The sequence below is a fragment of the Planococcus sp. FY231025 genome (genome assembly GCF_052078085.1).
Classification (GTDB): Bacteria; Bacillota; Bacilli; order Bacillales_A; family Planococcaceae; genus Planococcus.
This window is the reverse complement of record NZ_JBQJJG010000004.1, coordinates 441,430-454,260: the sequence shown is the minus strand read 5'-3', so window position 1 is coordinate 454,260 and position 12,831 is coordinate 441,430. Positions and strand designations below refer to the sequence as shown.

Genomic DNA, 12,831 nt, shown 5'->3' with positions numbered 1-12,831 from the left:
ATGGGTAGAACCGGATTTTACTCATTCAAACCGACATTCCAGAATATCGGCCCAAGCATTTGGTTATACCCCTGGAGTTTTTCGGAGTAGCCTGATACACGCGAGTTATGGCCTGTATTTATAATCGGCAGGTCTTCCCACATGATACCTTGCAACTCAGCAGTCAATTCCAATGCTTTCGCAGAATCTTCTTCTACCTTGATTTCTTTGAGTAATCGATCGATTTCAGCATTTTCTGTCCATCCCGGCCAAGCAGTTTGAGAATCCAAGAAAACGTACTGATTCGGTGTTGAAGTTGTCGAGAATCCAGTGAAGAAGATGTCATATGCCTCTGGATCACCGCGGCGTTCTAATAATGTCGGCCAATCGTACACATCTAATTTTGTAGTTATTCCGAGTTCTTCGAGTTGCTGCTGCGTAGCAACTGCTGCATTATAGTGATGTTCATAGTCGCGGCTTGTAAGGATAACTACTTCTTCTCCGTTATAGCCCGCTTCCTTCAATAAGGATTTTGCTTTTTCTGTATCTTTCTGGTTGTAGTTCTCTTTTCCAGCATCTGAGTACCAAGCTTTTTGGCTAGGAAGGAACAAGCTGTTTTCCAATTGGTAGAATTCCTTATCCGTGAAAGCGGAACTCATAATGACTTCCATATCAAGCGCAGCATTAACTGCCTGACGCATTTTCACATCACTGAAAACTCCCTGCTTTTTATTGAACACTAATCCTTCGATACCGTATGGCCAGACATCAACCACACTGCCAGGAGAGTTTTCAACTTGAGGTATTGAATCGTACGACAACATATGGGCGAAATGATATTGACCACTAATCAATCCATTCACTCGTGTGGATGCATCCGGAACAAACTGCCAGTCAATTGCGTCGACAAAGGCTTCTTTCTTACCGCCTAAGCCATCTGTCTCATCCGTGTCTGGAGCATAATCCTCGAATTTCTCGAACTTTACGACTTCGTCCTGTTTCCATTCGATGAATTTAAATGGACCCGTGCCGATATATTCTTTTGCGCCAGCTGCATCAGCAGCTTCTGCTATGTCTTTCGGCATGATAGCCGCAATATTCCCTTGATCCGCAAGGAAATACATAACAAGAGAAGAAGGTTCTGTTAAAGTTAGCTTTACAGTGCTTTCATCTTCAACCGTCCATTCATGTTCACCAAGCTCCGCAGAGTCGGCGCCCCATTTTTTCATTGAAGCGATTACGTCTTCTGCAGTCATGTCATTGCCATTATGAAATTTGATGCCTTCTCTAAGTTTGAATGTCACTGTTTTCCGATCTTCACTTACTTCATATGAATCTGCCAGTTGAGGCATCACTTCATAATTGCTATCCAACGTTACCAAAGCTTCGTAAATCAGTTTAGCAGCGTCACGAGTCGCTTCTGCGGTTGTTGCATGAGGATCCAGGGTTTGGGGTTGCGTAGGATATGCAACTTTGATTGTGCCTCCCGTGGCTTTAGCAGCTTCACCGCCGGCATTTGCTTCTTTGGCAGGAGTTGCACTTTCTGAATTACATCCTGCAATAAACAAAGACACTGCAAGCAGAATTACCATCAATAAATTCGATTTCTTGTTAATTGTCATTCAAATTTCCTCCCTTTTTCTTTGATTTTTTTTTAAGAAAATGTAGTAAACCTCCTCCATTGTCAGAAAGTTTGGACTTGTTTATCATTATATTGAAGTATATACTTTATTGCAATAGGAAATATTGTTAAAACTTTAAGAAAGCGAGAAAGAGATTATGATACCTACTTATGTACACGAAACTAAAACAAAATTTCCGGAATTAACAAAAGGATTAAAAAAAGTGGCTGATGCCCTTTTAAACGATTCCTCAATATTTGCGCGCCATTCTGCAAAGCAGATAGGGGAAATTATAGGTGTTAGCGAAACGATGGTCATCCGTTTCTGCCTTTCCATTGGATATGAAGGTTTTAGCGGCCTTCAAAAAGATGTACGCAATCACTTACTGCTACAAACGAAAGATAGTAACGAGGCCCAAACAAATGAAATAACAGAGCTAAACCATTTCGGAGAACATCTCATGGAAGATATTAAACTCTTGAAAAATAATATTCGCAATTTAGATTATGAGAAATTTGAAGAGATTGTAGAAACGATTATTAATAGCGAGCGCATTGTCATCGCTGGGTATTACCAATCTTTCACTTTTGCCCACTGGCTATTTTTCAATCTCAACTATACTCTTGGCAACGCCTCTTTGTACCGACCAGAAACTGATGCACTAGTCTTTGATTTCCTTCCTAAAAATTCGTGCGTAATCGTTTTTTCATTCTCTAGGTATGCACTAGATACTATTCGCTTTGCAGAAGACGCAAAGAAAAAAGGCATCAAAGTAATTGCCTTCACAGATTCACGCTTGGCTCCTATAATCGATCATTCTGACATTGTCGCATTAGTAGAAGCAGGCAATAATTCCTTGTTTGATAAAGGACCGGTCACAATGTCCTTAATAAACTCCATCCTTCAAGAAGTAATGAAGCGTGCTAAAAAGACAGTGACAGACAGTGACAAGTTCAAATACTTTCTTAAAGACGATAAACAACCACAATGAAAATTTAAAAGGCGGCATCAAGTTCTATGAAATAGAACTTGATGCCGCCTTTATTTTCACAAACTAATATCCGAGCAATTTCTCAAAAGTTATCCAAAAATCGCTTTCCCGTCCTCTGTGCTGATCGGCAGCGAAGAATGTTCGTGGGTGATCCGCCACGACCCGTCGACTTTTTCGAGCAGAAATGTGAAGCGGTTCGTGACACTACGGAATTCCTTGCCCTCTTCATCGAGTCCAGCAAATTTGATGGCGCCATGCACATGGGCGAGCCCCTCGTTTTCCATGACCACTTCCTCCATCAGTTCCGCCCGTAGCCCTACGCCTTCTTCTTCCACGCCGTCGAACCATTCCGTAACGGCAGCCTTCCATTCCCCGATTCCGTTATGCTCCCATTTGCCCCAGCAATCAAACAGATGGACATTTGGTGCATAGCCCGCCAAAAACTTTTTCACGTCTTTTTCGGATACCGCTTCTTCGTAATTTTTGAATACGTCCTGGACTTCGTTGAACATAGGGATCCTCCTTATATAACTTTCTACTTGGTATCTTTCTCCTTTACTCATGGCAATTCCTCCATATTTCAAACCTTTTCTCCATTTACAGATTAGCGTACTTTTTATATAAACTTAGTGAGTTTATAAATGTGAGAAATAAAATTTTAAATGATATTTATTAAGAAAAGCTATGCGATTGAGGTAATAGCCCCTTAATCGCATAGCTCTTTTCTATTTCTTAATAAATATAGTTTTTATTGAGGTGAAAAATTCAATAGCCGCACGTCCTTGTTCGCGCGAATGCGAGCTCGATTGTTTCATACCACCGAAAGGCGCCTGCAATTCCACACCTGCACTTTCTGCGTTGACACGAACCAAGCCTGCCTCCATGTCATTGATAAATTCCAGCATATTGCCGATATTCGTTGTGAAAATGGAAGCGCTCAAACCATATTCGGAATCATTGGCAAGTTCGACTGCCTGTTCCAAGGTCTCTACTTTCATCAATGCCAGGACCGGTCCAAAAATCTCTTCACGAGCAATTGTCATTTCTGCAGTGACTTGATCGAATACGGTCGGTTCGATAAAGTAGCCATCGCCGAGCCCATTATCCGTTACTCGATTTCCGCCATGCAACAATTCAGCTCCTTCTGCTTTGCCTTTCTCGATATAGGAAAGGACATTCTCCAGCTGGTTTTTGCTCGCAACCGGCCCCATCCAGCTGCCTTCTTCCATTCCGTTTCCTACTGTAATTTCTGCTACTTTCTGCAGAAGCTTATTCCGAAACTCCTCATAAACGCCTTGCTGGACAATGACACGGCTGGTGGCCGTGCATTTCTGGCCGGTCGACTTCAATCCTCCACTGATGGTCGCTGCTACAGCCAAGTCTAAATCTGCGTCATCTGCGACAATCACTGGATTTTTACCGCCCATTTCTAACTGATACTTGATGCCACGGTCAAGAGCCGCCCGGCCAATCTGCTTTCCGACTGCATTAGATCCTGTAAATGTGATGCCGTCCACTCCCGGATGTTCTGCTAACCCTTGACCAATGACTGATCCAGAACCCGTCACCATATTCAAGACACCAGCGGGCAGACCGGCTTCGTGAAAGCACTCAACGACTCGCGCCGCAGTGACTGCCGTATCACTTGCAGGTTTTAGAACGACTGCATTTCCATAGATGAGAGCGGGCGCCATTTTCCAAATTGGAATGGCGACTGGAAAATTCCATGGTGTGATGACGCCGACTACGCCAAGCGGGGTACGGTTTGTGAACATCAGGGCTTCACTGTCAGATGAAGGGATGACATCACCGACCGGACGCATGCCTTCTCCTGCGTAATAACGGAGAATCGCTACACCACGTGCCGTTTCACCTTTCGCTTCCGCAAAGGTCTTGCCCATCTCCTTGGTCATCGCTTCTGCCACGTATGCTGTTTTTTCTTCCAGGACGGCTGCCACTTTGAACAGAAAATCTCCTCTTGCCGCGCCAGAAAGTTTGCGCCATGTTTTTTGAGCCGCCTTCGCCGCATTGACTGCCTCATCCAGGTCGTTGGCTGAAGACATCTGGAAAGATCCAAGTATTTCCTGACTATTGGAAGGGTTGAAGCTGTCACTCGTTTTCCCTGTATCGGATGCTTTCCATTCACCGTTTATATAATTCAAATAAGTTTTCGTCTCCGTCTGAATTGTCATTAAAGATCCCTCCTGGATTTTATTCCACTGTGCTATCGCTTTTCACTTCACTTGTGCAGTGCGGTCCTGCAATTGATGCACCGTCACTTCGCCCCAGCTTAAATCTTTCATTCTGTATTTCTCGATCAAATCCCAATCCAACTCAACGCCCAATCCAGGTATATCTCTATTCGGAACATGAAGATAACCGTTCTCGTATTGGATTTTATTTTTTACGACATCCCCAACATACAGTTCAGGCCCTGTCGGATCAGAAGTATAGTTGAGGTTCAGCAATGTGCTGCCTAAATGCGCCATTGCCGCAGTACCGATCGAAAGTTCTTGCGTCGTACCTAAAAGAACACTTTTCCCTACAACTTCTGCAGCCGATGCCGCTTTTTTTGCAGCTGTGAGGCCCCCGATAAAGATAGGTGAGATATTGAAAATATCAACTGAGTCGCGTTTGATCATTTCGTATTGCTGCCGGTTGCTCCAGACATGCTCACTGATTGGCTGATCTATGCGGGTACGGATATGATACAGCCCATCAAAATCATTTCTGACAGCCGGGCTTTCGACCATTTCGAAATCATATTTTGATAATCTTTTTACAATCTTCAACGCTTCCTTCCAATCCAATAAATGACTGAAATCAAGCGACTTTATTTTGACTTTAGAACCGAATTCCTGTTGGATAGCATCTAAAAACGCTTCATCTGCATCCACATTCTTCCCGGCGTATAAACGGAAAACATCGAATCCTTGGGCGTAGCGCTGCCGCACCACTTCTACATTCTCTTCCACTTCTTCCATGAAGCGATGACGGAATATCGGATAGCAAACTTTAATCTTCTCCTGGTACCTGCCGCCGAGCATTTCTGCGACAGAGATATTCAAATACTTTCCGCAAAGGTCGTACAACGCTGCGTCAATACCGTTTCGGATAAAGCTCCCTTTTTCGTAGTAGTACATGGCTTCTGGAAAATTATCCAGAAGTTCCTTGTTGATCAACGAAATATCAAAAGGATTTTTGCCCACCAGCATGGATTTTAAAACATTGGTTAAGTCGTTTATATCTATGGCATACCGGGGTAAATGCGAGAAATCAGACATCTCGCCTATCCCTGTGATTCCCTCATTTGTAAACAGTTCCACAATCACATGTTTATTAACAAAACCCGTATGTCTTGGAATTCCCACTACAGTAAGTCTTAGATCCGTTATTTTCATCATTGTTTTTCCCCCTTCTCCAGTTCTTTCGAGTCAGACTACTACTTTTTTCGGCTCTTCAGCCTTAAGAAATCACATTTTCACCCTTCAATTCAAAGCCCCATACCTTCAGCAAATCCATAACTTCCTGCCTGTCGGATGCATTCAACGGACCTACCGGCTCTCTAGTTACTCCTGCTCTTAATCCTGCCAACTCCATCGCTTCTTTTATCACGACCACGTTATTGCCGTTATTGTATTTAGCGCGTAAATCTTCAAACGGCAACACTTCTTTCCATACTCTCCAAATCGTCTCCTGATCCCCTTCCTGCAATGCAGCCAGAAGCTCGAATGACTTTTGCGGGTAGAGATTGACAAGTCCGGAAGTAAATCCTTTAGCACCCGCATTGTAGAAGAATGGAGCCCATTTTTCGGCTGTTCCACAAATCCATGTGAGGTTATTTTCATCTGCTGGAACTTCAGATACGATTTTTGCAAAACGCGGCAAGTCATTGATTGCGTATTTAATCCCCACTAATTTGTCTATGGAAGCTAATTGCTTGATGACGTCATCACTGACAGAGGGATCCTTGAAGTAAATCAGAGAAGGGATATGAAGGGCTTCGATAATTCCGCTGAAATAATCAATCAATCCTCCATCTGTGATATAAGGATGGACAGGCATATGTATCATCACTGCATCTGCCCCTGCCTGTTCGGCATCTTTCCCCAGCTCTATCGCAGTCTTCATCGAATAGCCGATGCCTGCCACAACTTTTGCCCGCCCATTAACGGCTTCTACTACTTTTTTCACTTCTTCTTTTGCCTCTTCAATGGTCAAAGCATAGAATTCACTTGTATTTCCACATGGGACAATCACTTCAACCCCGTTGCCAATCAGAAACTCTATATTCTCCTTTACCGCATCCCAGTCGATTTCTTTTGTCCCTTCCTTAAACGGGGTTAAGCTGATTCCTGAAATGGTTTCCAGCTCTTTGCTGAACTTTGAATAATCCATATAAAAACCTCCTTCATTGTTTTTATTCATACTCCTTGATTTCATCCGGTTGTTTCTCAAAGACTTTAGTGGACTGATTTAAAAATTCAGCTATGTCACGAAATGCTTTTTTCGACTCTTCCAATTCATAAAACCGATTTAAAAAGCCATGATTTACTCCCGGTACCCTTTTAGAAATTGCATAGGTTCCTTCATGCTTCAACCGTCCAGCATAATGCTCCCCTTCGTCTCGCAGCACATCATATTCTGCCGTGATAATCAGGCACGGCGGCAAGTTGCGGAGACTTTCAGCCTTTATAGGCGAAGCATATGGATGGTTTCGGGCTTCCGGCACCTTTACATAATGCTGCCAGAACATGCCCATTCTCATGCGAGTCAATCCATACCGATCAAACGCAGCGTATGACCCATAGACAGTCTCTTCTTCAGCCTGAAAATAGTCAATGACGGGATACAGCAACACTTGTTTCGATACCATGTCTTTCTGCCGGTCACGGGCCATTAAACAGACAGCCGCCGCCAGATTCCCTCCTGCACTGTCTCCACCGATGCTAATTCTGGACCGGTCTCCATTAAGCTGATCGCCATTTAGCCACAGCCACTCCAACACTTCATAACCGTCCTCGAGCGCTGCTGGAAATGGAGATTCCGGAGCCAGCCGATAATCCACCGAAACAACTTGATGCTGGCTGTACTTAGCTATTTCCCGGCAAATCACATCATGCGTATCCAAGTTTCCCAAAACAAACCCTCCACCATGAAAATAGATAAAAAGCGGGTGGGGCCCTCCCCCTTCAGGTGTGTAAATCCGGATATTAATGGTTCTCTTCTCCAGTAAAATCTGCATATCCTCAACAGAAAAGACAGAAGGACGCTGCTCAATGGGAACCGTCAACTCCTTGTTTCTCATTCGAAGTTCTTCAACAGTCGGAATATGTCCAGCTGCCGGCACCGGTTGAGCTTCCAGGAATTTTTGGATTTCGGGATGCAGAGGCATACAGCTCTCCTTTCTGGCATTTCGGCAAGGCATCCATTGGAAACAGGAATTCATAGCCGTTCAAGCTTGCCCATTCGCAGCAGTCTTCTATCTTCTTTTTAATGATTCGGGAATTCAGCTTTTCCTCATGTGTAAAAATGCATTGGATATGTCCCTGTTCTTGGTAATCGTTTTTTCTGGCCTCCAGTTTTTCTACGGGGGCTGCTTCATTTTCAAGGCGCAAATTTGTTTTAATAAAATAAAGGCTCTCAGCAGAGTCGAAAAGATATCCCTTTCTCATCAGGTTCCCTCTTTGAATCTCATCCAGATAATAGACTTCTTCTCTGTCATCATCTGCGGTGAGCAGTCCCTCGATTCCATTCTTCGCATCCCTCCAGACCGTGATTTTCTCCCTGGTTCCCAAATAGAAATGGATTCTGGGTACGGTATCGATCGCCTGGGCACCGGCAAATCTGCAAATTGACTCCGTTATCAAGGAGTAATGCTTGAATGCTTCCTGCGCCGACAAATTTTTATTAGATAAGCCATACTTGCTTTCAGGATGATAGGAATGAAACCCGAACCGCATCCAGTTGGAGGATTGTTCAAATTCTGCTTTGAAGTGTTCGGGCATTTGGCCTAAATTCCAGCGGCCATCATTGCTGAAATAAAAACAATACAAGGAGAAAACCGCTCCATACTGCTCATTTAGCTTCTTGAAAAACGAAAAGACAGGATGATCCCATACCGATTTATGCTTTTGCTGCTCCAGCTCTCTGAGAATCTCTATTACATCATCAATTGAGATATGAAGATATTTGCTTTGAATAAAAGTTTGCATCGCCTTCCTCCTATTCCAAGGTGTAAGTCAGTGCATTCCTCCCTCCATCCACAACCATTGCCTCTCCATTGATGAACGATGCTTTCTCAGATGCCAGAAAAGCCACCGCATAAGCGATATCTTCCGGCTGGCCGATGCGCCCTGCAGGGTGATAAGGCAAAACCTTTTTCAAATAATCGCTTTCTTCATAAAGCTCCGGATCCATGATAGCAGTCTGTATAAAACCGGGACAAACTGCATTCACCCTAATCCCGTATTTGCTCAAGTCGATCGCCATTCCTTTTGTCATGCTGATAATGCCTCCTTTGGTGGCATTATAGGGAAAAAAATTTGGCTGGGTACGAATCGCATGGGTTGAAGCAATATTCACGATGTTTGAACCCTGTTCTTTTTTCAACAAAGGGATTGCATGCTTTGAACACAAATAATGTCCTTTTAAATTGATCGCGATACAGCGGTCAAACTCATCCGGCGGGCAATCTTCAACACTATATTGAAAGTTCACGCCTGCATTGTTCACCAGCAAGTCGATTTCCCCGGTCCATTCCACCGTCTTTTCAATCATTTGGATAATGGATTCTTCATCTGCAATATCCACAAGCAGCGCACGGGCTTCCCCTCCGCTTTTATTGATGTCTTCTGCGACAAGGGCTGCATTCTCTTCGTTCCGATCTCCCACAACTACGCGGTAACCTTCGCGGGCCAATTCTCTTGCAATGGCTTTTCCAATACCAGAGCCGCCTCCTGTTACAATCGCTGTTTTCATACCTGCACCTTCCTAACTTCTTCTTCGCCAAACAATTCCTTCCGGGTTTTCTTCGGGCATCATAACCCCTTTTCGGGCCAGCTCCTCCAGCCCGCCTTGCAGGCAGTAAAACAAATCAAAGTTTCTTTCTTCCGGCCAATCCCCTAGCTTCTGTCCCACATGAAGGATCAAATCACCTACAGAAACAGAACCAGCTTTTTCTGTTTCCTCCAAAATATATGCTTCTGCCATGGAGACGAACTCTCTGCTTTCTGCTATGAATTTATCGATTTCTTCTTTTCCCGAAATAAGCGGGAAGTGGCTTGTCAGAAGATGATCAATATCCAGTGCTTCTATTTTTTCAATGGTTTCAAGATACATCCCTGTATAGCGGTTGGTGGGACAAAGAGCCATTCCTCCCTGTCTTGCCGGAACCCCTTTTCCCAGAATGGCGTCTGCAATAATTGCCATACGATGACGCGGATCATATACCATCATGTGCCCTTTTGTATGTCCGGGAGAATGCAGTAAATGCACTTTCCAGTCATCTGATAAACGGAAAGTCTCCCCTCCGCTCAAGGCCAGGTCCAAGCTGCATTTGTCTCCCATATTCTTTAACGACTGCTTGTTTTTTTCTTCGCTATTAGCTATCCCTAAATATGCCAGCTCGTTATACCGGTTCTTCAATAGCTGGTTTGGATCTTCTATATTTTCGCTGTCGAATCGGTGGGCCATTATTGTCAGTTGCGGGAATAACTCTTTCAGTGCAGAATTCCCTCCGCTATGATCTGAATCCCCATGAGTGACCAATAGAAAGGGTGATTGCCCTTCCAGTATCTTTTCCTTGTCAACGTAGGGTCTTATCGCCTCGGCCGGTGTTGCAGCAACTCCAGAATCAATAAAAAGAAGGTTCTCCTCTCCGACTAGAATATGCTGAAACAGATAGCGGTTATGATAATGCACTTCGATTCTATGGACACCTGGAAAGAGTTCCACTTGCTTATACGCCTCCTGTCACCAATACTTCAAAAGGATTTTCCAACTCGTATTCTTCCGATTCCACATATGAGTTCTCGCATATCGAAAGAACAGCTTGCTCTGTCAATGCCAGCGTTCCATGCCAGATATTTTTGTGGATGAAAATCGGTCTGTCCAGCAAGAAAGCATCAACTTCTCCCGGGACTTCGGAATCGGCTACACAAAGAAGTGAAACTCCTTGAAGCGGGGAGAAGCTTTCCACTGTATTCGGATGACGCGCCAGTTTCTTTATAGTTGTATTTTCAAAGGTAGACACTGCCAATCTCCAACCAACTTTTTCGTCTTCATCGAAAAAGACCTTAAACCCTGTTTCTCCGCCTTGTCCTAAAACGCCCCCGTATTTAGAGAAGTTTTCAGCAGTAATTCTTTTAATCGGGCTTTTCATATTCCTCCTCCCATCTATTCATTTTTTATTTATCGCTTAATAAATTAGGCAAGAACAGGACAATATCGGGAATAAACGTGATGATTAGCAAGGTCACTATCATTACTCCGTAAAAAGGCAGCATGGCAATCGATAATTTTTCAATACTGACTTTTCCGATAGCGCTGCCGATGAACAAGGTCGAACCAACTGGCGGCGTTACCAAACCGACCCCTAATGCCAAGATCATAATGACTCCGAAATGAACGGGGTCTACGCCTACTTGCACAACAATCGGCAAAAGGATTGGAGTCATAATTAGGATCAGTGAAGCCATATCCATAAACATGCCGAGTATCAAAAGTAAAACCAGCACAATCAGCATGACGATGAACTTACTATCAGAAAAACCAAGAATGCTCATTGAAATGAAAGCAGGAATTTTGAGATAAGAGATCAACCAGCCAAAAGCGCTGGATACCCCGACCAAAATCATGACAATGGATAATGTCATGATGCTTCTTCCCAAAATCCCATTGATTTCTTTCAATGGAATTTCCCTGTAGACAAAAAACGTGATGATCAATGCATAAACAACTGCAATAGCCGCTGATTCAGTAGCGGTAAAAACACCAGAAACAACTCCGCCTACTACAATGAAAATCGTGCCCAGCCCTAGAATCGACTTCCAAAAGGAGGCAATCGTGGCTTTCAGATTAAATTTTTCACCAACTGGATATTTCCGTTTAACAGCCAGGATGTATACATAAACCATTAGCGCCAACCCGAGAAGAACGCCTGGGACTAACCCTGCCAAAAACAATTCCCCTATTGAAACACCACCTGCAACTAGTGCGAAAAGCACCATATTGTGGCTTGGAGGGATCAGGATCCCTTGAACCGAGCTTGTCATCGTAACCGATGTCGAAAATTCCGAGTCATACCCGGATTTTTTCATCATCGGGATTAATACAGAGCCGATTGAGGAAGTGTCTGCTGCAGAAGACCCGGAAATCCCTCCAAAAAACATACTGGCTACAATATTCACTTGTGCTAGTCCGCCTCTGGCCCAGCCTACTAACGAGTTGGAGAATTCAATCAAGCGATTTGAAATCCCTCCGGAACCCATTATTTCCCCGGCAATAATGAAAAACGGAACAGCCATTAACGCATAGACGTTAACTCCTTTAACCATGTTTTGAGCTACTGTCATTAATGGAATATCGATGTACACGGTAGTAGCAACCGTGGCAATTCCAATTGCAAAAACAATGTGAAAGCCCAAGACAATCAGCACAATGAAGGTTCCCAGAAGGATAGTGACTGCTATTGGATCTGTAATCATGCTACTCTCCTCGCTTTCCCAAATAAGACTACTAATATACAAACTCCCGTTACCATGACGGATGAATAGAGCCAAGCAGAAGAGATTTTTAATCCTGGAATCAGGCTGTTAGATGTCAATTGAATCAATTCATAACCCGCTTTGACCATAAACAAGGCAAAGACTAACGTAAGAAGATAGTACATTCTTTGAAAAACCCTTAAACCTCTGCGAGGCAATATCAAGTCAATGACACTCATTCTGATATGAGTGTTGTCCTTAAAGGCCAGCGCGCTGCTAAGAAGTGAAAACCAAACCATCAACATAAGGATTGCTGGTTCTCCCCATGGAGGTGTACTGTTTAAGACATATCTTCCAAATACAATGTAAGAGGTGATGATAACCTGCAGAGCAAGCATGATTTTACATAAAGTTAAAATGATCGAGAAAAACCCATCATATATTCTTTTTAAACTAGGCATTGACTCTCCCGCCTTCCCTGTCAATATGAAAAGGAATTTCCCTCGATATATTATCTAGGAAAATTCCTCTC

General features: G+C 43.6%; 13 protein-coding genes. 1 reads left to right on the top strand and 12 read right to left on the bottom strand.

The genetic code is table 11. The features are described from left to right. Nucleotides 1-17 precede the first annotated feature (17 nt). Nucleotides 18-1,601 carry an ABC transporter substrate-binding protein gene (locus ACTL32_RS05495; RefSeq protein ID WP_441340519.1) on the bottom strand — a complete coding sequence of 528 codons (1,584 nt, stop codon included), beginning with the start codon at nt 1,599-1,601 and terminating at the stop codon, nt 18-20. 157 nt (nt 1,602-1,758) lie between these two features. On the opposite strand from ACTL32_RS05495, the gene ACTL32_RS05490 reads away from it, so the two are divergent. Continuing rightward, nucleotides 1,759-2,592: a MurR/RpiR family transcriptional regulator gene (locus tag ACTL32_RS05490; protein WP_441340518.1), complete on the top strand. Its 834-nt coding sequence runs from the start codon at nt 1,759-1,761 to the stop codon at nt 2,590-2,592. A gap of 89 nt (nt 2,593-2,681) precedes the next feature. Here the strand turns inward: ACTL32_RS05490 and ACTL32_RS05485 are convergent, their stop codons facing one another. The 11 genes from ACTL32_RS05485 to ACTL32_RS05435 all read right to left on the bottom strand — a co-directional run bounded on the left by ACTL32_RS05485 (nt 2,682) and on the right by ACTL32_RS05435 (nt 12,760). Then, a complete protein-coding gene (locus tag ACTL32_RS05485; protein WP_441340517.1) occupies nt 2,682-3,104 on the bottom strand; it encodes a YybH family protein in 423 nt (140 codons plus the stop codon). Nucleotides 3,105-3,317: 213 nt separating this feature from the next. Continuing rightward, nucleotides 3,318-4,784: an alpha-ketoglutaric semialdehyde dehydrogenase GucD gene (gene gucD / locus ACTL32_RS05480; RefSeq protein WP_441340516.1), complete on the bottom strand. Its 1,467-nt coding sequence runs from the start codon at nt 4,782-4,784 to the stop codon at nt 3,318-3,320. 42 nt (nt 4,785-4,826) lie between these two features. Then, nucleotides 4,827-5,993, bottom strand: coding sequence for a mandelate racemase/muconate lactonizing enzyme family protein (locus ACTL32_RS05475; protein WP_441340686.1), 1,167 nt, complete (start codon nt 5,991-5,993; stop codon nt 4,827-4,829). A gap of 64 nt (nt 5,994-6,057) precedes the next feature. Beyond that, nucleotides 6,058-6,990, bottom strand: a complete 933-nt coding sequence (locus tag ACTL32_RS05470; RefSeq protein WP_441340515.1) for a dihydrodipicolinate synthase family protein — start codon at nt 6,988-6,990, stop codon at nt 6,058-6,060. A gap of 22 nt (nt 6,991-7,012) precedes the next feature. Beyond that, entirely contained in the window at nt 7,013-7,987 is a 975-nt protein-coding gene (locus tag ACTL32_RS05465) for an alpha/beta hydrolase (RefSeq protein ID WP_441340514.1), read from the bottom strand. Continuing rightward, a complete protein-coding gene (locus tag ACTL32_RS05460; protein ID WP_441340513.1) occupies nt 7,911-8,807 on the bottom strand; it encodes a hypothetical protein in 897 nt (298 codons plus the stop codon). The genes ACTL32_RS05465 and ACTL32_RS05460 overlap by 77 nt, the downstream gene beginning before the upstream one ends. 10 nt (nt 8,808-8,817) lie before the next feature. Continuing rightward, a complete protein-coding gene (locus ACTL32_RS05455) occupies nt 8,818-9,573 on the bottom strand; it encodes an SDR family NAD(P)-dependent oxidoreductase (protein ID WP_441340512.1) in 756 nt (251 codons plus the stop codon). A gap of 12 nt (nt 9,574-9,585) precedes the next feature. Further along, a complete protein-coding gene (locus ACTL32_RS05450; protein WP_441340511.1) occupies nt 9,586-10,548 on the bottom strand; it encodes an MBL fold metallo-hydrolase in 963 nt (320 codons plus the stop codon). Between the two features lie 4 nt (nt 10,549-10,552). After that, entirely contained in the window at nt 10,553-10,975 is a 423-nt protein-coding gene (locus ACTL32_RS05445) for an ureidoglycolate lyase (RefSeq protein ID WP_441340510.1), read from the bottom strand. A gap of 25 nt (nt 10,976-11,000) precedes the next feature. Next, the gene (locus ACTL32_RS05440; RefSeq protein WP_441340509.1) at nt 11,001-12,299 is read right to left on the bottom strand and encodes a TRAP transporter large permease; all 1,299 of its coding nucleotides are present in this window, start codon (nt 12,297-12,299) and stop codon (nt 11,001-11,003) included. Beyond that, nucleotides 12,296-12,760 (bottom strand): TRAP transporter small permease, encoded by a 465-nt coding sequence (locus tag ACTL32_RS05435; protein ID WP_441340508.1) that lies wholly within the window; start codon nt 12,758-12,760, stop codon nt 12,296-12,298. The genes ACTL32_RS05440 and ACTL32_RS05435 overlap by 4 nt, the downstream gene beginning before the upstream one ends. Nucleotides 12,761-12,831 lie beyond the last annotated feature (71 nt).